This is a genomic window from Streptomyces sp. NPDC028635 (assembly GCF_040637635.1).
Taxonomy (GTDB): Bacteria; Actinomycetota; Actinomycetes; order Streptomycetales; family Streptomycetaceae; genus Streptomyces.
The window spans coordinates 174,591-195,373 of record NZ_JBEZWX010000013.1; the positions used below are offsets into that span (position 1 = coordinate 174,591).

Consider the following 20,783-nt stretch of genomic DNA (forward strand, 5'->3'; position numbering starts at 1 on the left):
CACCGGCGCCCGGCGCTTGAACTGTCCGGAAGTAGCCCGTCAACACCCGGAATCCATAGGGCTACTTCCTTCGTACCATCCAGGCGTCGCGTTGCCTGCCCACGTCGCAACTGCCTAATCTGAGGCGATGACCTCATCCAGCACAACAGAGGGCACCCCGGACGTCCTCGTACTGCCCACCATGACGGAGGTTCCGCGGGCGCCTGACGGGTCTCCGCTCGATGATGGCACCGTCGAGGTGATCCTCATCCCGGTGGCCGGCGACGGCATCAGCGAGCAACTCGTGGCTCTCGCTTTCACAACAGTCCCGTTGCTTGTGAAGGCCATGGGTGAGGACCAACCCTGGGTCATCATCCCCACGAATGCAGTGGAGAACGCCCTCAGGGGGTCGGGCGCCCAAGCTGTACTGATCGACCCACAACTGGCCGATGGCATGGAAGAGGACCCCACCAGTGGTTGATCCCAACTTCTCCGGCATCAATCCGGACAACCTGCTCGGGACCATCAGGCACCTTGAATCCAGCAGTAAGAATCTGCATGGCGCCAAGTCTTCTTACCTGAGTAGGTTTCAGAAGTTCGGCCTTGAAACGAGTAATCTCACCGAGATCGGTAAGATCGCCAGCTGGGTTGATGATGAATTGCCCATGCTGCGCCGCCGTCAAGCACTCGCCGCCGCGATGGAGTTGGACCAAGAAGGGATCCGCAAGCCCGGGGTGATGGTGCAACTGCGCGAGCCCGTCTCGACCATCGGTGAAGCTCGAGAGGATGGCAAGAAGCTCGCTGAGGACGCCAACACGGCTGCAGGCCTCGATCCCGACAAGGCAGGGCCGGAGTTCCACAGGATCGCTGAGGAGTTGGGAAAACACGCGGGTGATCCAGATTTCACATCGGCGTTCTATGCGAAGATGAATCCGGACCTCGTAAAGAATCTACCGGTGACCGTTGCCGCCGCCAATGCCCCAACGGCCGAGAATGATACCAAGGCTTTTGGATCCGCTTTCACGACTGCGATCAATTCAGATTACCCAGCACCTGGATTCGAGAAAACTGCAGCACTCTTCCACGGCGATTTCTCCGAGGATGAACCCACCGCGGCACTCAATCGAGCCCTCATGCAGGGTGACGATCCAGATCTTTGGGATATTGCATGGAAGCACACAAAGATTGCCTTGAAGAAGTTGACTGATCCGGCCGATACCTGGTCTGACAGCGCTGGCCTGTTGGCCAGCATAATCGGAGTACAGGCCAAGTACGCCGGTCACTTCTGGGAAGAGTCGCAAAAGTTTAGCGATGCGGCGAGCCAGCTGTACGAGCGGCGCATCAATGCCATGAGCAAGGCGGACAGGAGGGCTTTCAAGAACGCCACCAAACGGGCCGCCCGGGCCTCCAAGCAATCCGCCCGCGCAGCTGAGCGCATTCTGGCAAAGTACGGCATGGGTTCGTTCTCCCGGCTGATGGAAACCTCCGTCGCCGACGGCGGCAGTTGGCTCATCGGCAAAGTTCCTGGTCTGAGGCCACCCAGCACAACAACACTCTTCGGTCGCGCAGTCAGGCTTGGTGGCAAGTTGCCTCTGGTCGGCACCCTTCTTACCGTCGGTGCTACGGTCTGGGACATCAGCCATGGCGAAGAGAAGGACGTTGCCATTGCCGCAAACGTTGGCGGCATGGCAGCAGGAGCTGCCGGTACGTGGGCTGGCGTCGCGGCGGTTGCCGCTCTCGGAGGGCCCGTCGGCTGGGGAATCGCAGCGGGTGTCGTCGTCGGATTCGGTGTTGGCTATGCAGCCTCCTATTTCATCAAATCCCCCATCGGCCGGAAGGCCGTTAATGCTGTAACTGGCGCCGCCAAGGACGCTGGGAAAAAGATCGGTGACGCCGCTTCGAGTGTGAAAGATACCGTGGCAGGATGGTTTTCATGAGGTCGATGCGCCATGGCTAAGAAGAAGGGCAAGCGTCCTGCGGACGCGTACCAGCTTCCTCCCGGTGTGGAGATGGCTCGCCAAGCTGCTGTCAGGGTTGAGGAGTGGAGACCACGGCCGAAGCTCCCACAGCGGCGCGTGATCCTGGGTACGTTCGGAGTGTCTCTGCTGTGTGTCGGGATGGCTCTTGCCTTCTGGCTACCGTCGCATTCCTTGGTCCACGACCTGCGTTCGCGCGGGATCACTGCCGCTGCCACAGTGAGCGGCGTCGACTCGAAACCAAAGTATGTGAAGGTTCGGCTGGTCAGCAGCTCCAGAGCGGGTACCGAAGTAAGGCTCTCGGACTACGCCGGGATGTATCCCGACACACGCACCGGGACTTCGATGCTTGTGACCTACGACCCGAAGGACCCGTCCCGGATCCTCGCGCGCAGTTGGGTCGAAGACCCGCCGGCAAACCTTCCTGCATACGGCACATCGGCGCTTGGGGTCGTATGTCTCTGTTTGACAGCGGCCGTGACTCTCCGCCGTCGCTGGATTCTTCGTAGCTTCGGTCGTGAAGTACTGCCCACGTCCACTGACCAAGCCAAAGGATCGACTTCCGGACCTGTTCGCCTCTCAAAGCCGTGACAGTGGCGCCCTCTTGATTCTGAGACGCACCACGGACTCAGCCGAGGCCGCCGACCTCGCGCTCGCCGTGCTCTTCGAGGTGGTCGACACCTCCGCGCTCTCTCTGGGCGGAGCCCTCGCCACCGCGCCGTTCGCGCTCATGCGCCCGCGCCCGCGCAACGGTGGGTACGAGTAGGCGCCCGCGCTCTCACCGGCCGATGTCCGTGCGGTCCGGTGTGTGTGGCCCGATGTGACGGTGACCCCCGCGTGCCCGTCGCACCGCGTGAGAGGCCTGCGGAGCTTGTGTGGCGGGCCTGTGTCCGCTCGGGGAGATATCCGACGCCGGTGAGGGGGCCTTCGCGTGGCCCTCATATGCTGCCCCAGCAGTGCTGCCGATCACACAGCGACGATCAGCAGCCGACGGGGAGGAAGACAGACGTGGGGCCGACCGCCGACGACGGCGCCGAGTTGAAGAAGAAGGCCGAGCAGCTGCGCGCGTGCGCGCGCGAGGCACGATCGCTGGCACGGCAGCTCGGGCCGTATCTGGACGACGTGGTGAAGCGGGCCAGTCCCCGTGCCGCCGCCTTCCGTACCGGGGGCGACGAGGGCGCGATCTGGCAGGGCCCCTTCGCCGACGACTGCACCGGCAAGCTGAAGCAGCGGCAGGGCACACTGAACGGGATGGGCACCTCCCTGCTGGCGGACGCCACCCGCTGGGAGAGCCAGGCCGACGAACTGGACCGGCAGGCCAAGGAGAAGGACAAGGCCAAGACCGGAACGGGCGGCCACTGATGGCCTTCCGCGGATTCGACGCCGCCAAGCTGACCACGCTCGCGAACGACCTGGACGCGCTCGCCCGGAACTCCGGCAAGCTGCACTCCCGTCTCGCCATGCTCCTCACCACCGCCCAGCAGAACCTCCCGCCCGGCCAGACCGCCTCCCGCAACCCGGATCTGCAGGATCTGGTCGGTGATGTCGTACCGATGCCCTCGTTCTTCGGGGGCCGACGGCTGCCGGGCGCGCTCAGCGGTGAGCTGGGCGACATGCAGGCATCGATGAAGCGCCGTATCAAGCAGCTCGAAGGGCTCCAGCAGCTGGAGCAGCGCGGCTACCCGGTCGGCGACGCCTCCCTCTTCCTCGACGAGCAGCCGCCCGACCCGAAGAAGATCGACGACGCTCTGCGCCATCTTCAGGAGCTCCAGGGCAAGGACTTCGGCACCAACGGCAACCGGGACGACCTGGAGAAGATCTCCGGTGAGCTGGACGGGCTGACCGCCGCCGAACTCGACGCGCTGATGACGAAGGCCTCCCCGAAGGACCTCGCCTTCTACAACCAGCTGCTGACGGACACCGACGACTCCCTGTGGAACCCGTTCGACGAGAACGGCCTGCCGGAGGACCGGCGCCGGGACACCCTCAGCCGGATGCTGGCGAAGATCAGCCCCGAGAACGTGCCGAAGTTCCAGGCCGCCTTCCCCGGCATGCAGCCGACGTTCACCAACACGGGCGCGTACGAGGACGGCGGCAACAACCAGAACGGTCAGAGCAACAGCGGCATCCACTGGGCGACCCCGAGCGATCCGCTCTTCAAGGACGGTGTGTCCGCCGACGACGTCAACCAGCACCAGTTCGGCGACTGCTGGTACGTCGCCTCGCTGGCCGGCCTGGCCCAGAAGGACCCGAAGTTCGTCCAGGACGGCATCAAGCAGAACCCCAACGGCACGGTCAGCGTCCGCGTCTGGGACAAGTCGGGCAACTACCAGTGGGTCACCATGACGGCCGACCTGCCGACGGACCAGAACGGCAACCCGATCAGCACGTACGGCAACGGGGAGTCCTGGCCGGCGTACTACGAGAAGGCCTTCGCGATGGTCTACTCGGACGACGGCGACGGCGAGCGCGGCTACGGCGGCATCGAGGGCGACGACCCGAAGAAGTCCTCCCCCTACCTCACCGGCAAGGAGGGCGAGGACCTCACCACCGGCGGCTTCCTGGGCATCGGCGAGCACGACGACAAGAACATCGGCACGCTGAAGAAGGCCTTCGACTCCGGCAAGGTCGTCACCGTGTCCACGCCGGACGACGAGAGCCTGGAGAAGAACCACCCGCCCGAGTGGGAACCGTCCTACTGCACCAACCACGCCTACTACGTCCGCGGTTTCACCGACGACGGCAAGATCATTCTCGGCAACCCCTGGGGCTCCAGCTACCCGCCCATCACCGTGTCGCAGGACCAGTTCAACAAGTACTTCCAAGGCCCCGAGGCGTTCGATGCTCCCTGACCGACCGCATGTGAAATATCCCTTCGAGGTCGCCGGGCGCTGGCCGCTGCGCTACCACCGGCCCTACACCGTCGAGCACGAAGGACGGCAGCACCGGGTCGTGGCGAGCATCTTCGCGCAGCCCTCGGTGCACGGTCAGATCAAGGTCAGCTGCGAGGGCCGCCTCGTCGCGGCCTACGACGACCTCACTCCCGGAGACGTCGTGGAGATCACCGGCGACAGCTGGCGGGTCGCGGAGGTCGACTACCGTACCCGTGTCGTACTGGAGCGCGTGCACGGCGGCGGCGAGGAGGACAGTGGTGTTCAGGCGGATCGGTAGCCGCACCGCCGTGGGTGTCGCGGCGCTGCTGGCGCTGGCGGGATGCGGCAGTTCCGGCGACGGCGGTCACGAGCAGCCGACGGCCGCGCCGGCCGCGGACAAGGGCCCGGCGTGCGTGGGCCGGGCGCCGGCGGACGGGCTGCACGTCCTGCGCGGCGGAGGCTTCCGCCTCCCTGGCGGCGGGGGTGTGCAGTACGCCGCCGCCGACGCCGACGGCACGTCCCGCACGGCCGTCCTGCGCGACGGCGCGAAGTACCAGGCGGGCCAGCGGCAGCAGACCGTGCGCACCGGGCAGCGGATCAGAGCCGCGGGACACGCCTTCACGGTCTCCCAGATCTGCTCCTACCGCGTGGTCCTCGAACCGACGGACGCGAAGGACAAGGCGGCCGCCGTCGCCGCGCCGCCGTCCATGAAGCCGGCCGGGGGCGAGGCGGACAACGGCCTGTGCTTCACGAACAACCCGTCCGTCCTGGCCGCGGCGAGCAAGGGCTTCCCGCCCCGCGGCCAGACCCTCTCGGTACTGCGCAACGGCGGCGTGTGGAGCTTCCCCACCGGCCTGTCGATCCGGGTCTCCTACATCGACACGGACACCGGAGTCGCGGGCTTCGGCGGAGTCTGCGCGGCGCTCCCCGTGGCCCAGTACAAGGACGCCCGCGTCGGCGACCCGGTGGAGTTCGCCGGGGTGCGGTTCACGGTGTCCGAGCTGACGGAGAAGGCGGTACGGCTGACGCGGACGAGCGCCTAGCCGCGCCTGCCGTGCCGAGGGAGCCGGGCGCGCACGGGTAGGGTCGGTGGGAGACCGCGCGAGTACCGACCCAGGAGGCACTGGTGGCGTTCAGCAGGCAGAAGGCGGTGGAGCCCCCGGTGGAGCCGGTGGCGTGGACGGACGTCCAGACCTTCGTCGTTTCCGCCGTCGAACGGCCGGCGACCGTCAAGCGCCCGCACATGGTCTGGGGCAAGCCGGCCGTGCGGGTGGCCCGCGGAGCGAAGGACCTGCGGGTGCTGGCGCCCTGCGCCTTCCTGGGCTCGGCCGAGACCCAGCTGCCCGGCCTTCCGGCCCGGCCCGAGCACACGCTGTACGAGGATGCCGGGGCCCAGCGTCTGCTGTGCTACGTCGAGGCACCGACGGAGGCCGACGGCGCCCTGTGCCATGCCGTTCGCGACGCTGCCGGGCAGCTGGTGGGCACCGTCACGCGAGTACCTGCCAAACGCCGCCTGTTCAAGCACACTTGGCGCATCGAGCAGCCGGACCGGCCGGACATCGTGGGCCGCAACGAATGGGTGAGCGGAGACGCGAAGGGGATCGCCGGCCGCGTGGCCGGCAAGGTGCTCGGCGGCGTGTTCGACGCGATCGGTGACCTGGGCGCGGAGGGCGGCGACCAGCGGACCAAGCCACGGTCGCTGGAGTGGCGGGCGGACGACAAGGTCGTCATGGTCTCGGAGGGCAGCGAGCGGGTGACCGTACGCGCCGGCTGGATCGACCGCCGGCTGGCCTTCGCGTTCGCGCTGATCGGCGACGCGTGAGGACGGCCCGGTCGAGAACACTGCACAGTCCTCTCACGAACTGACGTGCCCTGTCATGCCACAAACGCCCCAATAGCGCCGATCGATGCGCTCGTATGATGGGTGAGCCATACACGATCCGCCGGCGTCGGTCCGCGGTCGCTGTGTTCCAGGGGGAAGACGCATGGGCATGAGGAACGTCAATCCCGACGACCTCGACCAGCTCGCCAAGCTGCTCGACGGGCGTGGGGGCGTACAGAGCAAACTGGACGAGGCGTTCACCCGGGCCTCCCGGCTCGGGGTCAGCAGCAAGGTCGCCGCGCTGAAGCCGATCCGGTCATGGGTGTCCGACACCGCTCCGGACCTGCGCAAGCGTGCCACCTTCGCCCGCCTGGAGAGCGGGGACCCGAACGCGGGCATGCTGTGGGCCGGGTTCAGCCCGGAGGACATCGCGAAGTACAAGGGCAAGGAGCTCACCCCGGGCATGCTGCTGCTCGCCAACTCCGTGGCGGCCAGCGACGACCCGCACGCCTACGACTTCAAGCGGCAGCCCAACGAGTCGCTTGCGGACTGGCTGGACCGTATGAAGGCCCACGCCATCGCGCAGATCCCCGGCCTGCAGCCGCACGAGGCGACGATCGCGACGATGATCGGTCTCTACGGCGACTGGGGCTCGATCACGACGGCCTCAGGGGTCGTCACCATCCAGGGCGCCTCGCTCACCAAGGTCCTGCTGCTCAACTCCCTGAAACAGGGCGCCCTGCGGACGTGGAAGACCCGGATCGGCGTGGTGCTGCGCGGCTCCGACAACGGGCTGATCCGTGCCGCCGGCAACGGCCTCATCAAGTGGACGCCGAAGCTGCGCTCCCTGAGCGCTCCCGGCAGCTGGCTGCCCGGTCAGCTGGGCCGGATGTTCTCCGGCAGCCGTGTCTACCAGAACATGAGCCGGATCCCGGGCACGGCCGGCCTCCGGGGCGACCTGCTGGGCGACGCCTACAACTGGGCCCGCGGCACCCGGCTGATGCAGGGCTTCGGCGTCAACAGGGCCATCGACTTCGTGGTGGGCTCCGACGAAATCGCCAAGACCTTCGGCGGGCTCACCCACGCGGGCACACCCGTCGCCCGGGCGGGCAACGCCAGCCTGGTGAAGGTGTTCGCCAACGCCTCCCGCGCGGCGGGCGAGACCGGCGGGCTGCGCGTCGGGCTGGGGGCGGCCGCCAAGACCGCCGGGTTCCTGCGTGGTGCGGGCATCGTCGGCGGCGTGGCATCGACCGCGTTCAGTGCCGCGAACGTCATCTCGCAGGGCAACCCCGTCAAGGCGTTCAAGAGAAACGGCGCGGGTTACGTCGCCGACGTGGCCGAGGTCGGCTTCAACGCGTCGCTGACCGCGGCCATGGTCGCTCCGAACCCCGTCACGATCGGTCTGGCCGTGGGCACGGGCCTCATCTACGGCGGCGCCAAGGTCGTGGAGCACTGGGACGACATCAAGGAAGGCGCCGGCAAGGCGGCCGACTGGGTCGGCAACAAGGCCAAGGACCTGGGCAAGAGCATCGCCAAGTCCAAGGCGAATCCGATGAACTGGTTCTGAGCCGAGCCCGGCTGCGGGTGGTGCGTCGCCCGGCCGTGCGTGTCGAAGCGCCCCGAGGGTGCCGGGGGCCGGGCGGGGGTGCAGCCAGGGGCTGGTCGGTTGCCGACTCCCGTTGGCGGAGAGGGCCGTCACATGGTCAGCCCTCGTCCCGGCCGTTGCCCATGAGGAAGTTCCTGGGGATGGCCAGCAGAGCGCCTGTCAGCGTCAGGCAGGACGTGTCGACCTGTTCGAGGACGATGGCGATGGCCAGGTCCGTCGCGTCCGCGCCGCCCTCCGCCCGGCCCACGCGCTCGACCCCGGGCCTGCCCACGGCGCGGTCGATGGTGACGGTGACCGGTCCCCTGCTCAGTACGGCCTCCTTGCCCTGGCCGGCCGACCTGTAGCCGTACTGCCGGTCGAGGTACCACATGTCCAGCCAACGGGACCCCTTGCGTACGCCCTTGACGCGAAGGTCGATGCGCACAGGCACCCCGTCGACCTGGAGCCACCCGCCGTCAAGCGACGGCACACCGCCGCTCCCTCCGCCGCTGAACACGGCCTCGGGGAACTGTTCGCCCGTCAGCACCGCCTGGTTGTGCCGGGTCGTGCCGGTCTTCAGCACGGACCGCACGTCGACATCTCCGAACACCCCGACATGGCCCCGGTACCCCTGTACGTCCCGCGTCATGATCGGAGAAAGGTCGAATTCGAAATCAGTCACTGAAAGTCTTTCCTTGGCGCTTGCAGCGGGCGGACACCGGTACCGGCTAGAACCAGTTCATCGGGTTGGCTTTGGATTTCGCGATGCTCTTCCCGAGGTCTTTGGCTTTGTCACCGACCCAGTCTGCGGCCTTCCCCGCGCCCTTCTTGATGTCGTCCCAATGTTCGACGACCTTGGCACCCGCGTACACGGCCCCCGTGACCGCGACGGCACCGATCGTGAAGGGGTTGGGTGCCACCGTGGCAGCGGTCAACGAGGCGTTGAAGCCGACCTCGGCGACGTCGGCGACATATCCGGCACCCTTCTTCTTGAAGGCGTCGACCGGATTGCCCTGGGCTACGACGTTGGCGACGCTGTAGCCCGTCGAGGCCACCCCGCCCACGATGCCGACCCCGCGCAGCAGACCACCCGCACGGCCGGCGAACCTCAGCCCCCTTCCCACCGCCGCGAGCCGCCCGGTGCCGACGAGGCGCTGGTCGGCGTAGACGTTCCTGGTCACCTTCCACAGGCTGGCCTGAGCGGCACGGCCCGGGATCTGATCGGCGTGGGTCAGACCGCCGTACATCTTGGCGATCTTGTCGGAGCCCACCAGCGCGGTCACCATGTCCGCGGCGCTGAACCTGCCCACCAGAGCGTTGGTCATCATGCCGCTACGCATCAACGCGTCGTAACCGGCGCCGATCTCCTGGCTGATGCGCGTACCGACGACGGGCAGACCACTGGCGCGCTGGAACGTGGCACTCCCCGACGCCAGGGCCCCCAGCTTGCTCGGCAACCACTGCCCCGGCGCCGACAGGGACCGGATGACGGGGCTGAACTGCTGGAGCGAACGTCCCCACACTCCGACCCGGGCCGGCATCCAGCTGTAGCGCATGGGCAGCCAGCGCAGGAACGCCGCTGCCTTGAGCTTCTGCGTCTGGAGGAAGCCCTGGGCCAGCGAGTTCCCCACCAGCACCTTGGTGAGGTTCACGGCGTGGAAAGCGGCCGTACCTCCGTGCCCGATCGTCGACGTCACATCTCCGACGTCGCCGAGAATCTCGGTGATCTCCTTCTCGTACGGCTTCAGGGCAGGGATCTGGGCGATCCCGTGAGCGCGCAGTCGGTCGACCCAGTCGTCGAGGGACTCTCGCGACCTGCGCCGGAACACCTCCGCCCGGGAGTCACCGCTGGTGGCCATCGCGTTGGCGATGAGCAGCACACCGGGGGCCTTGAGAGAGATGCCGGCCTTGACGATGTCTTCGGGATCGAACCCCGCCCAGCGCAGGCCCGCTTCGGGGTCTCCGTCCTCCAGGCGGGCGATCGCCGACCGCCTGCGCAGGTCCGGCGCCGTGTCGGAGACCCAGGTCCGCATGGGCTTCAGAGGGGTCAGCCGGGAACCGACCCCCAGTTGCGAGGCTCTGGCGAACGCCTCGTCCAGCTTGTGCTGCACCCCGCCCCGGCCGTCCAGCAGCCGGGCGAGCTGATCCAGGTCATCCGGGTCGACGTTCCTCATGGTCGAAGGGAATGCCGTTTCACTCGCCCTGGATGTTCAGCTCTTCCTTGTCCGGCAGGAGGTCGGTGATCTTTTCCCAGACCTCGCCCGCCGTGGACTTCGCCAGGACCAGGGGCGTGTCCGGGCCCACCTGGCCCGGCATGATGGGCTCTTCGGGCTGTTCGCGGATCCAGTAGCCGAGGGGGCCGCAGTCCCAGACGGCGAGGGCGCGGATCATCGTGGACTCCTGGCCCTCGTGCCGGCCGTCCCAGGCCGTCGTGATGCGCCAGGTCGCGTTCAGCGAGACGACCAGTTCCAGGAAGCGGCCGAGGTCGGGGTCCCGCAGGGCGGGGTCCGCCTCGACGAGCGCCTTGCGGACGTTCTCCCGCGCCGCGTCGTCGTCGGCGCCCGGCTCCTCCAGGGCGACGAACGCCGCGTCCAGCGCGGCCATCGTCGTGGCGAGGCGGACCGCTTCGGCCCCCTCCTCCGGCTTGTCGCCGCGGTGCAGGTTGACCTTCCGGGCCAGCTCCCAGACCAGCGTGTTCGGCTCGATGGAGACGTACTCGGACTCCTCCTCGCCCGGCCAGCCGTCGTGCGAGAACACCGCCTCCTGGCCGACGACCACCCCGTGATTGACCGGACCGTGCTCGCCGGTGACCTCGATCTGAACCAGCAGCATCGGGTCGGCGAGCGCACCTAGCAGGTCGCGCAGCAGGGGCGCCAGTTCGCCCTCCTCGCCGACCAGACCGATGCGCTGCAGCTCGACCAGTGACTCCCACAGCTCCTCGGGCGGCGTCTCGCCGTCCAGGAGATGGGCGAACACGGCGATGTGCCGGTCGGCGAACCGGAAACGGGCGCGGGAGCTGTCGTACGAAGGCACGGGTCGTGGTTCCTCTCGGGGAGCGGATGCTCCGGCTACTTCTTCTTGTCCTGCAGGTCCTTGGCGTCCTGCGTGCACTGGTGGGCCTCGTCACGCAGCGTCTTGGCGACGGACGAACAGGTGGTGTGCCACGTCCTCAGCTTGCCCCGGACCTCGTCCGCGTTCGGACCCGACCAGGTCTTCATTCCGGTGGTGCTGTGATTCTTCGCGGCGTCGACGATCGAGTCGATGTGGTCGGCGAGTGCCCTCAACTGTCCGGCGCGCTGGTTGAGTTCCTGAATGTCAGGATTTGCCATAGCAGTCTCCCCCGGTGTTTCAACGGCCTCAGCATACCGACGTAGCACATCGCGCCTGGTTCGGCCCCCAGTTCGCCCACACCGTTCGTTCACACGATGTTCCTATCTCCGGCAGAGCTGGACGGGAACTACGGATGGTGCGGTAGCGTCCACTGTTGCAAACGGGTAGTCCGCTTTGCTTCAGAACTACACGGGGAGGATCGCTATGGATCGCGGTGCAGATCTCGGGCGGCTCCGGGACTTGTCCAAGCTGTACGCGCGCAAGGCGCACGACCTGCAGGCCCTCATCAAGGACCTGGAGTCGTCGACCGCGGACAGCACGGGCTACTGGAAGGGCCCTAAGGCCGACCGGTTCCGCGACGACTGGCACAACGTGAAGCCGACCTTCGAGAAGTGGGTCGACACGCTGAACGACGCCAGCAAGTCCGCCAACACCAGCGCCGACAACATCGAGCGCGCCACCTGATCCCAGGCGGTCGAGCGACACTGCGGGCCCCCGCTCCTCGGAGCGGGGGCCCGCGGACGTATCGGAGCGGTGGGCGTCAGCCGTTCATCACGCCCTGTACCGGCATGTACGTGCCGCCCGCGATGAAGAGACCGCTGCCGGCCGGGCCGCCGCCGCTGTTGGCGGGCAGGCGGATGCCGAACAGTTCGCCCTCGGACGGGGTCTGGGGCGTCAGCAACAGGCCGTTGCGGGACTTGCGGGCCTCGACCACGAAGCCGCGGTACTGGCCCGCCAGGCTGTCCGTCGTGCCGGCCGCGAGGAGGCCGATACCGCCGTCGGCGCCCTTGCGCACGACCGCCTCCAGCGCCTCGTCCAGGCGCGTGTCGTAGAGGAGTTCGGCGTCGTCGGCGATGACGACGTACGAGCCGTTCGGAGCCTTGCCCACCAGCTCCTCGAGGTCGTCCTCGCGGCTGTCGGCGTTCAGCACGCCGAGCACCCCGTCCCGCCCCTCCAGATCACGCAGCGGCGAACGGCGCGGCGTGACCAGTACGACCGGTGTGCCGGAGCGCAGCAACGACTCGGTGGCGGCCAGCAGGATCGTGGAGCGGCCGGACTTCGGCGGGCCCGCGATGACGAAGCCCGGGCCGTTCTCCTCCAGGTCGACACCGACGGGGTGCAGTTCGTCCCCGCCGACACCGACCAGCGCCCACAGCGGGGACGAGGGGGCGAACTCCGGGTCCAGCGCCAGCGCTTCCGAAGCCGTGATCCGGGTCGGCAGCGCATCCACCCGCAGCGGCCGGCGGGCCGCCGGGATGCGGCCGTAACGGCTCCGCGTCTCCTCGGCGATCTCGCGCAGCGCACGGACCTGCGCCTGGCCCGCCGGATCCTTGGAAAGCAGGCCGATCTGCGTCTCGTCGACGCCCGTGTCGGTGATGCGCAGGGCACGGCCGGGAGGCATGTTCTTCGGCACTTCGCGGGCCTGCAGACCGGCCGTGGAGTAGTCGTTCGGGTCGGCGAAACGCATCACCAGGCGGTCGGCGAACGCCGAGGAGACATGGCCGCTCAGACCGCTGCGGTCGGCCGTCATGACCACCTTCAGACCGACCGCCGAACCTTCACGGAAGATTCGCTGGGCCAACTCGAGCAACTGGCCGTAGTTGTAGCTCTCGAAGGTCGACGCGAAGCCCTCCCAGCTGTCCAGCAGCAGCACCATCCACGGCAGTCGCTCCTCCGGCGTGGCGCCCGCGCGCTGTTCGGCCGCGCTGGACGCGCCCTCCATGGCCAGCAGTTGCTGGCGGCGCGCGATCTCGGCCAGCAGGCGCTCGATCAGGCGACGCACCCGGTCCGGCTCGTCCCGCGTGACGATCGCGCCGACGTGCGGCAGCCGCATCAGCGGCAGCAGGGCGTTGGACCCGCAGTCGATGCCGTAGACGTGCACCTCGTGCGGGGACGTGGAGCGGGCCAGCGAGCCGGCCAGCGTGCGCAGCGCGGTCGAGCGGCCGGAGCGGGCGCCGCCGAGCAGCAGGGTGTGCTCGCCGTGCACCAGGTCCAGCGACAGCGGCGTGCGGCTCTGGTGGGCGGGAAGGTCGATCAGGCCGTACGGGATCGGCGCGACGTCCGCACCGGCCTGCGGGGCGTCGCCGTACGCGGCGAGCTGGTCCAGCGTGACCTGCTCGGCCAGCGGCTCCAGCCACGGGCTGCGCTGCTTGCCGAAGCCCATCCGCTCGGACCCCTCGCGCACCGCGTCCACCAGGACGGCCAGGTCGGTCACCATCGTGCCGTCGTCCTCGGCCTCGTGCCGCCGGGGCAGCGGACGCGCGTAGGAGTTCCAGGCCAGCGCCGTCAGCGTCGCCTTCGGGCCGGTCCGGCCGGTCGCCGGTCGGCGGCCACCGATACGGGCGGACTGCACACCGACCAGGGACTGGGCGCCCGAGCGGACGTACATGCGGCCGGGCGTGGACTTGGCGATCGCGCCCGAGTCGGGGGCGTCGATGACGTCCATCGACTCCGAGGCGTCCGTCACCCGCAGTGCGATCCGCAGGTTGGTGTTGGCGCGGATGTCGGCGCTGACCACACCCGCCGGGCGCTGCGTTGCCAGGATCAGGTGCACGCCCAGCGAGCGACCGCGTCGGGCGATGTCGACCAGACCGGCGATGAAGTCCGGGAGTTCGGCGACCAGGGACGCGAACTCGTCGATCACCAGCACCAGTCGGGGCATCGGCTCCAGCTCGGGGCGGAGCTTGCGGGTGTCGTTGTAGTCCTCGATGTCCTTGGCGGCCGCGTCGAACAGGATCCGCTCACGGCGGTGGAGTTCGGCCGCAAGGGACGCCAGGGCCCGCTCGGTGAGGTGGGCGTCGAGGTCACTGACCATGCCGACGGTGTGCGGCAGCCGGGCGCAGTCCATGAAGGCGCTGCCGCCCTTGTAGTCGATGAGGACGTAGTTCAGCGCGTCCGGGCGGTTGGCCACCGCCAGCGAGGCGATGATCGTCTGGAGCAGCTCCGACTTACCGGCACCGGTGGTACCCGCGACCAGGGCGTGCGGACCGTCCCGGCGGATGTCGAGCACGAACGGGCCGTCGGCGGCGACACCGATCGGCGCGGACGTCGTCGAGCCGCCCGCCTGCCAGATGCGTTCCACGTCGACGCCCGTCGGGTTGGGCATGTCGAGCAGGTTGAGCAGCCGCGCGGAGGTGGGCAGGGCCGAGTCGGCGTCGTCCCGGCTGACGTCACGCACGGGTGCGAGGGAGCGGGCGAGCAGCTCGCACCACTCGTAGCTGACCTGGTCGGCGAGCACCTCACCGGCGGACTCCAGGCCGTAGCCGCGGACCCGGACGTGGTGGGCGGCGTCCGGCGACCAGGCGACGACCGCCTTGCACTCCTCGGGCAGCAGACGCTCGTCCTCGTCGATGCACAGGGCGACGATGCCGTACTGGGGCCCCTCGGTGAGGAGTTGGGGAACACCGGGGACGCGGCGCAGCAGGCGGGCCCCGTCGAGGACCAGCAGGATGGTCGGGTCCGGGTACAGCTGGCCGGTCATGCTGTTCTGCTCGCGGGCCGCCTTGCGCCGGGCCAGCTCGTTCAGCAGCTCGTTCACCCGGCGGGTGATGCCCTCGGAGTCGAAGCCGACCAGGGCGATGCAGTCCTGCCCCTGGTCGGGGTTGGTGTGCGGCAGCCAGTGCACCCAATGCCACTCGGCGCCGGCGCCGGGGGTGGCGGCGAGCGAGACGAAGGACAGGTCCCGGGGGCTGTGCAGCACCGCCGCCTGCACGCTCAGCCAGCGGGCGGTGGCCATCGCCCGCGCCCGGTCACCGGCCACGCCGACCACCCCGAGCCGGCTGAAGGGCAGGGTGACGGGCACATCCGTCAGCAGGGGAGGTTCCGGGCGGTCCTCGTCGTACCCCGAACCGCCGCGGCCGAGGACCAGTTCGACGTCGGAGGGCAGGCCGCCCACGCCGACGCGCAGCTGCATGGCGTCCGGGTCGGTCAGCCGGCGCTCCCACAGACGGCGGCGCGGACCGGTCGCGAAGAGCAGGAGCTCGGCCGGGTCGGGGCTGTCCTCGCGGCGGGCGCGCTGCTCGTCCTTGGCGACGACGGCCAGTTCGGCCTCGTGCTCGGCGAGGTCCTTCTTGTACTGCCGCAGGGAGGTCTTGTGCTTCTTCTTGCCCTCACGGTTCTCGCTGAGCCACTGGCCCAGCATCATCATCGGGCTCATTAGGCAGAACAGCAGCATGTAGATCTGCTTGGTGAAGAAGTACATGCCCAAGCCGAACAGCAGGGGCATGAACGCCATGATGAACTGGAACCGGGCCCGCTCACCCTTGGTGGGCGGCACCGGCACGACCAGTCGGCGGCGCGGGCGCAGCGGGGAGAGCCGCGGCGGCCGGTTGTAGGCGAGGCCGCCCTCGCTCATCGGGGACAGATGCGCGTCCGGTTCGACCACCCGGTCCAGGACCAGCAGCGAGTCACCGACCCGCACGACGCCGCCGAGCGGCCACGCGGTCTGCCCGGTCACCGTCTCGTCGTCGAGCCGGATTTGCGCCTCGCCCTCCGGTGTGAGCGTGACGTTGCCCTGCAGATCGATGGTCAGGCGCAGCGCGACCTGCGGCAGCGAGGCGTCCGGGAGCGGCAGCGAGCAGGTCGGGGCCGTGCCGGCGGTGGCGGCTCCGACGCCGAGCCGGACCACGCGGCCCGAACCGGGACCGCCGGCCACCCGCAGCTCGTACTGCCCGACCGGCTCGCCCTTGCGCAGCAGCGGCCCTATGGAGTCGTCCACCGAGACCCGCATGCCGTCACGCAGCACGGTCGTCGCGGGCACCGCCGGATCGCAGGGCACCCCGTCGGCCCACAGCACCGGCGCCGTGGCCACCGCCGTCCCGTAGCCCGGCATGCCCGCCGTCGGCGCCGGGTGCAGGGGCACCACGTTGCCGGCCGTGCCGCCGTGCGCCACGACGGTCGCGCCGGTGGCCGTCGACAGTGCCTCGGCGACGTCGCCGGCCGTGGCGGTGTCATCCGTGACGACAACGACGTCCTGCGGCTCACCGCCCTCACGCACGACCGTGACCAGCGTCTGCATGGTCGTCATCCTCCCCGTCGGCCCCTCGGGCCGTGTCCGTCTCCACCGTCACGAGCCGGTTGCCGGTCCCCGCACGCCGTCGCCCCCGTCGCGATGCGTTGCGCGCCGGGGGGAGCGATGTGGTGGGTCCTCGTCGTTCGCTATCGCAGACACAGTAGTGACAACGGGAGCCGGTGGAAGTGACGGGGGCGTGAAGGCATCGGGGTCGGCACGGCCGAGGCGGGGCAGGGCGGCGCGCAGCGGCCTGCGCCACGGGCACCGGCCCGGACGGACGAAGGACGACGCGAACACCTGCGGCGCCTGGTCGTGTCTCAGCGCGGGCCGGTAGGGGCGTCTGCCTGCGGCGCCTGGTCGTGGTTTGTCTGCGGGTGCGTTGTGGTTGGTCGCGCAGTTCCCCGCGCCCCTTTGTGCCTGCGGCGGCCCGTTGCGGTGCGTGGCCGGTTACTGTCGCGCCAACGGGTCGTTGTGGGTCGCGGCCGGGGTGGGGGGTGTCCGTCGTCGGTCCGGCCGGCCGTTTCCGACGGAGGGCGCCGTTGCCCGGTGCCGGACGCTGCGGGCGGACACCCCCCACCCCGGCCCCTTCCCGCCGTACGCGGGTGCGCCGACTTCGTGGCGCGCCCCCGCGGTGGGTGGTCACGCTCCTAGCAGCTCCACCCTCACGTCCGCCGGGAAGCCCGTCGTCGGGCCCACTCGGCGGGCGAACTCCGTGACCGCTGCCAGTTGGCCGGGGCCGAAGCTGAAGTCGAGGGTGGTGAAGTACTGGGCGAGGGTCTGCTCGTCGAACGCTTCCCAGCGGGCGGCCTGTTCGGCGACCTTGGTGACCTCCTCGAGGGACAGGTTGCGGGAGGCGAGGAAGGCCTCGTGGACCTGGCGGGTGATCGCCGGTTCGCGGGCGGCGTAGTCGCGGCGGGCCGCCCAGACGGCGAAGACGAACGGCAGGCCGGTCCACTCCTTCCACAGCTGCCCGAGGTCGTGGACCTCGAGGCCGTAGCGCGGACCGTCGATCAGGTTGGCGCGCAGGGCCGCGTCGCCGATCAGGACCGCGGCCTCCGCCTCCTGCATCATCAGGCTGAGGTCGGGCGGGCAGGTGTAGTAGTCGGGCTGTACGCCGAAGCGTTCCGCCAGGAGCAGCTGGGCGAGGCGGACGGACGTGCGCGAGGTGGAGCCGAGGGCGACGCGGGCGCCGTCCAGCCGGTCGAGGGGGACCTGCGAGACGATCACGCAGGACATGACGGGGCCGTCGCAGCCGACCGCGATGTCGGGGAAGGCGACCAGGTCGTCGGCGTTGCGCAGGAACTCGACGAGCGTGACGGGCCCGATGTCGAGGTCGCCGCGGATCAGCCGCTCGCTGAGCTTCTCGGGCGTGTCCTTGGTCAGCTCGAAGTCGAGGAGCGTGCCCGTTCTCGCGAGCCCCCAGTACAGGGGCAGGCAGTTGAGGAACTGGATGTGGCCGACACGCGGCCGGGTGCGAGAAATGTCCACATCGCGAGACTAGACCTCAGCGGTCACCCCGCCACCGGCGCCCCCGGCGGCGCGTTGCGTCAACCGGCGGCACCTCTTTCAAACCTTCGAGTGAGGTGATCTTGACCTCTATTGCTTCCGGGCCTCCACGTGCTAGGCTCGCCGCAAGTTGCAGTTTGGTTTCCCTTGCAGTACAGAGCCTGCGGAGCATGTGACCGCGGGCTCTAGTCGTTTTCAGAAGAATGCATGACGTGTTTTCACACTTGCAGGTTCTGGAGCAGGGCAACCCTTTGGGCCCAAGGAGGGCTTATGGCTACCGGAACCGTTAAGTGGTTCAACGCCGAAAAGGGCTTTGGCTTCATCGCCCAGGAAGGCGGCGGCCCCGACGTCTTCGTTCACTACTCCGCGATCAACGCCTCTGGCTTCCGCTCCCTGGAGGAGAACCAGCAGGTCAGCTTCGACGTGACCCAGGGCCCGAAGGGCCCGCAGGCGGAGAACGTCACTCCGGTCTGATCGCGTCCTAGCGCAGTACCCAAGGAGCCCCGCGCCATCCGGCGACGGGGCTCCTGCCCTTTCCGGGCCCGCCTCCCGTGTGAACGTCCGCCGAATTCTGCTCACATGTGCTGCATGATCAGGACGAACTTCGTCCCCGGCTCCACCGCCTCGTACAGGTGCGGCACATCTCCGCGATACGACATGTAGTCGCCCGGCCCTAGCTGCACCGCCTCCCCGCGCGGCCCTGCCTGCACGCGTCCGGCGCTGACGACGATGTGCTCCACCGTCCCCGGAATGTGCGGCTCGGAGTCCCGTACGGTGCCCGGCTCCAGGGTCACCGTGTAGATGTCGCGCCGGGCGCCCGGCGGGCTCGCCGACAGCAGGGTGGCCAGATAACTGGACTGCTCGGAGTGCACGGTGGGCCCCTCGCCCGCGCGGATCACATGCACGGCCGGCGCAGGCGCCTCCACCAGCGCGCTGAAGGGCACCCCCAGCGCCACCGCCAGCGCCCAGATCGTCTCCATGCTCGGATTGCCGCTCGCCGCCTCCAGCTGGGACAGCGTCGACTTGGCGATCCCGGCCCGTTTGGCCAGCTCCGACAGGGACAGGCCGGCCCGGACGCGCTCGCGCCGCAGGCTCGCGGCGATCCAGTCCAGAGGCAGGCGGGGCGGGGTCGTGGCACCCTCGGCAGTCATGATCCTGTTCGCTCCATCACTACGATCGTTCGCCTTGACGAACGCCCATCGGGCCGTTCATCGTAGAAAACATGCGTTCGCTGCTCCGAACACCTCCGTCCATCCTGACACCTCTCACCCGTGACGCCTCCCTCGTCTGGGTGGCGAGCGGCGTCGTCGGCGTGTCCTTCGGTGCCGTCTGCGTGGCGGGCGGCCTGCCGATGTGGGTTCCGGTGGTGATGTCCCTGGTGGTGTATGCCGGGTCGGCCCAGTTCAGCGCGGTCGGCGTCCTTCTCGCCGGGGGCGGGCCGCTCGCCGCCGCGGCGACCGGGCTGCTGCTCAACACCCGCACGGCCGCCTTCAGCCTCGCCGTGGCCGACGTGATCGGCACCGGGCGCCTGGCCCTGCTCGTCGGGGCGCACCTGGTCACCGACGAGACGGTGGCCTTCGCCCTGGCCCAGGCCGACCCGGCGCGCCGCCGGGCGGCGTTCTGGATCTCCGGCATCGGCCTGTTCGCCGTCTGGAACCTGGGCGTGCTGTGCGGCGCCCTCGCCGGCACCGCGCTCGGCGACACCGCGACCTACGGCCTCGACGCCGCCTTCCCGGCCGTTCTCGTCGCCCTGGTGCTGCCCGCCCTGCGCGCCGACTCGGCCGTACGGCGCAGCGCACTGCTCGGCGCCGCGCTCGCCGTGGCGGCCACCCCGCTCGTCCCGGCCGGTGTCCCCGTCCTGCTGTCGCTCGCCGGGCTCGTCGCCCTGAAGGGGGTACGGCGATGAACGCGACGGCCGCGGTGATCCTCGCGCTGGCCGTGGGAACGTATGCGCTCCGGCTGGTCGGCCCGGTGCTGCACGGACGCGTCGCGGTCCCGCCCCGGCTCCAGGAACTGCTGTCCACCGGCGCGGTCGTCCTCCTGGTCGCCCTGCTGGCGACCGGCGCGCTGACCGAGGCCGGGGGCTTCGCGGGCTGGGCGAGACCGGCCGGCGTCCTGGCCGGCGCCGCCCTCGCCTGGCGCCGAGCGCCGTTCGCCGTGGTGGTCCTCGCCGCCGCAGCGACGACGGCGCTGCTGCGGGCGGCGGGCCTCAACTGACGCCGGCCGCCGCGCCAACCGCACCGGTGCGGCACGAGAGCCTGTGCGGGTGCGTCGTGGCTGGTCGCGCAGTTCCCCGCGCCCCTGGGTGACTGCGGTCGCCGTCGGCCCCGGACGGACCGCCCGGCCCGCACCCACAGGGTGCGTTGTCAGGTGCGGGTGCGTTGTGGCTGGTCGCGCAGTTCCCCGCGCCCCTAAGTGTCTACGGTTGCCGTCCGCCTTGGACGGACCGCCCGTCCCGGGGGCGCGAGGGCCCGTGCGGGTGCGTCGTGGCTGGTCGCGCAGTTCCCCGCGCCCCTAGGTGTCCACGGTCGCCGACCGCCCTGGACGGACCGCCCATCCCGCACCGGACTCGGCAGGGGTGACGGGCCGCAGGCGCCGACGGCGGAGAGGGGACGGGGTGGGGGGTGTCCGCCCGCAGCGGCCGGCACCGGGCCCCCGCCCCGCAACGAATGAGTGGCGGCCGGTCAGCGGGCCGACACCC

General features: G+C 69.5%; 21 protein-coding genes. 14 read left to right on the plus strand and 7 right to left on the minus strand.

Annotated elements, in window-relative coordinates; translation table 11 throughout:
• Positions 1 to 127: 127 nt before the first annotated feature.
• The 10 genes from AB0E88_RS17225 (at position 128) to AB0E88_RS17270 (ending at position 8,217) form a co-directional block, all read left to right on the plus strand.
• Positions 128 to 460, plus strand: coding sequence for an SAV_915 family protein (locus AB0E88_RS17225; RefSeq protein WP_361630865.1), 333 nt, complete (start codon positions 128 to 130; stop codon positions 458 to 460).
• Positions 453 to 1,916: a hypothetical protein gene (locus AB0E88_RS17230; protein ID WP_361630868.1), complete on the plus strand. Its 1,464-nt coding sequence runs from the start codon at positions 453 to 455 to the stop codon at positions 1,914 to 1,916. The genes AB0E88_RS17225 and AB0E88_RS17230 overlap by 8 nt, the downstream gene beginning before the upstream one ends.
• A 72-nt stretch (positions 1,917 to 1,988) precedes the next feature.
• The gene (locus AB0E88_RS17235; protein WP_361630963.1) at positions 1,989 to 2,546 is read left to right on the plus strand and encodes a DUF3592 domain-containing protein; all 558 of its coding nucleotides are present in this window, start codon (positions 1,989 to 1,991) and stop codon (positions 2,544 to 2,546) included.
• Between the two features lie 13 nt (positions 2,547 to 2,559).
• A complete protein-coding gene (locus AB0E88_RS17240; protein ID WP_361630871.1) occupies positions 2,560 to 2,721 on the plus strand; it encodes a hypothetical protein in 162 nt (53 codons plus the stop codon).
• Positions 2,722 to 2,963: 242 nt separating this feature from the next.
• Positions 2,964 to 3,317, plus strand: a complete 354-nt coding sequence (locus tag AB0E88_RS17245) for a hypothetical protein (RefSeq protein ID WP_361630874.1) — start codon at positions 2,964 to 2,966, stop codon at positions 3,315 to 3,317.
• The gene (locus AB0E88_RS17250) at positions 3,317 to 4,807 is read left to right on the plus strand and encodes a C2 family cysteine protease (protein WP_361630877.1); all 1,491 of its coding nucleotides are present in this window, start codon (positions 3,317 to 3,319) and stop codon (positions 4,805 to 4,807) included. The genes AB0E88_RS17245 and AB0E88_RS17250 overlap by 1 nt, the downstream gene beginning before the upstream one ends.
• 10 nt (positions 4,808 to 4,817) lie before the next feature.
• Positions 4,818 to 5,126 carry a hypothetical protein gene (locus AB0E88_RS17255; RefSeq protein ID WP_361630880.1) on the plus strand — a complete coding sequence of 103 codons (309 nt, stop codon included), beginning with the start codon at positions 4,818 to 4,820 and terminating at the stop codon, positions 5,124 to 5,126.
• The gene (locus AB0E88_RS17260) at positions 5,107 to 5,871 is read left to right on the plus strand and encodes a hypothetical protein (protein WP_361630883.1); all 765 of its coding nucleotides are present in this window, start codon (positions 5,107 to 5,109) and stop codon (positions 5,869 to 5,871) included. Before AB0E88_RS17255 ends, AB0E88_RS17260 begins: the two co-directional genes overlap by 20 nt.
• Positions 5,872 to 5,954: 83 nt before the next feature.
• A complete protein-coding gene (locus AB0E88_RS17265) occupies positions 5,955 to 6,650 on the plus strand; it encodes a hypothetical protein (RefSeq protein WP_361630886.1) in 696 nt (231 codons plus the stop codon).
• A gap of 169 nt (positions 6,651 to 6,819) precedes the next feature.
• Positions 6,820 to 8,217, plus strand: a complete 1,398-nt coding sequence (locus AB0E88_RS17270; RefSeq protein ID WP_361630889.1) for a PE-PGRS family protein — start codon at positions 6,820 to 6,822, stop codon at positions 8,215 to 8,217.
• Between the two features lie 136 nt (positions 8,218 to 8,353).
• On the opposite strand, the gene AB0E88_RS17275 is transcribed toward AB0E88_RS17270, so the two are convergent.
• From AB0E88_RS17275 to AB0E88_RS17290, 4 genes are read right to left on the minus strand one after another with little or no spacing between them, the layout of a single operon-like run.
• Positions 8,354 to 8,917: a hypothetical protein gene (locus AB0E88_RS17275; RefSeq protein ID WP_361630892.1), complete on the minus strand. Its 564-nt coding sequence runs from the start codon at positions 8,915 to 8,917 to the stop codon at positions 8,354 to 8,356.
• A gap of 46 nt (positions 8,918 to 8,963) precedes the next feature.
• A complete protein-coding gene (locus tag AB0E88_RS17280; RefSeq protein WP_361630895.1) occupies positions 8,964 to 10,409 on the minus strand; it encodes a PE-PGRS family protein in 1,446 nt (481 codons plus the stop codon).
• A gap of 19 nt (positions 10,410 to 10,428) precedes the next feature.
• A complete protein-coding gene (locus AB0E88_RS17285; RefSeq protein ID WP_361630898.1) occupies positions 10,429 to 11,268 on the minus strand; it encodes a hypothetical protein in 840 nt (279 codons plus the stop codon).
• A gap of 35 nt (positions 11,269 to 11,303) precedes the next feature.
• Positions 11,304 to 11,564, minus strand: coding sequence for a hypothetical protein (locus AB0E88_RS17290; protein WP_361630901.1), 261 nt, complete (start codon positions 11,562 to 11,564; stop codon positions 11,304 to 11,306).
• A 205-nt stretch (positions 11,565 to 11,769) separates the two neighbouring features.
• Here AB0E88_RS17290 and AB0E88_RS17295 point away from each other — a divergent pair, with 205 nt between their 5' ends.
• Positions 11,770 to 12,030: a WXG100 family type VII secretion target gene (locus AB0E88_RS17295; RefSeq protein WP_361630904.1), complete on the plus strand. Its 261-nt coding sequence runs from the start codon at positions 11,770 to 11,772 to the stop codon at positions 12,028 to 12,030.
• Between the two features lie 76 nt (positions 12,031 to 12,106).
• Here the strand turns inward: AB0E88_RS17295 and AB0E88_RS17300 are convergent, their stop codons facing one another.
• Both AB0E88_RS17300 and AB0E88_RS17305 read right to left on the minus strand, forming a co-directional pair.
• Positions 12,107 to 16,582: an FtsK/SpoIIIE domain-containing protein gene (locus AB0E88_RS17300; protein ID WP_361630907.1), complete on the minus strand. Its 4,476-nt coding sequence runs from the start codon at positions 16,580 to 16,582 to the stop codon at positions 12,107 to 12,109.
• A 633-nt stretch (positions 16,583 to 17,215) separates the two neighbouring features.
• A complete protein-coding gene (locus AB0E88_RS17305; protein WP_361630910.1) occupies positions 17,216 to 18,064 on the minus strand; it encodes a menaquinone biosynthesis protein in 849 nt (282 codons plus the stop codon).
• Between the two features lie 288 nt (positions 18,065 to 18,352).
• Between AB0E88_RS17305 and AB0E88_RS17310 the strand changes: the two genes are divergently transcribed.
• A complete protein-coding gene (locus AB0E88_RS17310) occupies positions 18,353 to 18,556 on the plus strand; it encodes a cold-shock protein (RefSeq protein ID WP_003992177.1) in 204 nt (67 codons plus the stop codon).
• A gap of 101 nt (positions 18,557 to 18,657) precedes the next feature.
• On the opposite strand, the gene AB0E88_RS17315 is transcribed toward AB0E88_RS17310, so the two are convergent.
• Positions 18,658 to 19,233: an XRE family transcriptional regulator gene (locus AB0E88_RS17315; RefSeq protein WP_361630914.1), complete on the minus strand. Its 576-nt coding sequence runs from the start codon at positions 19,231 to 19,233 to the stop codon at positions 18,658 to 18,660.
• A gap of 71 nt (positions 19,234 to 19,304) precedes the next feature.
• Here AB0E88_RS17315 and AB0E88_RS17320 point away from each other — a divergent pair, with 71 nt between their 5' ends.
• Together AB0E88_RS17320 and AB0E88_RS17325 are read left to right on the plus strand one after the other, a co-directional pair.
• Positions 19,305 to 19,988, plus strand: a complete 684-nt coding sequence (locus tag AB0E88_RS17320; RefSeq protein ID WP_361630917.1) for an AzlC family ABC transporter permease — start codon at positions 19,305 to 19,307, stop codon at positions 19,986 to 19,988.
• The gene (locus AB0E88_RS17325) at positions 19,985 to 20,299 is read left to right on the plus strand and encodes an AzlD domain-containing protein (protein WP_361630920.1); all 315 of its coding nucleotides are present in this window, start codon (positions 19,985 to 19,987) and stop codon (positions 20,297 to 20,299) included. Before AB0E88_RS17320 ends, AB0E88_RS17325 begins: the two co-directional genes overlap by 4 nt.
• Positions 20,300 to 20,783: the final 484 nt, after the last annotated feature.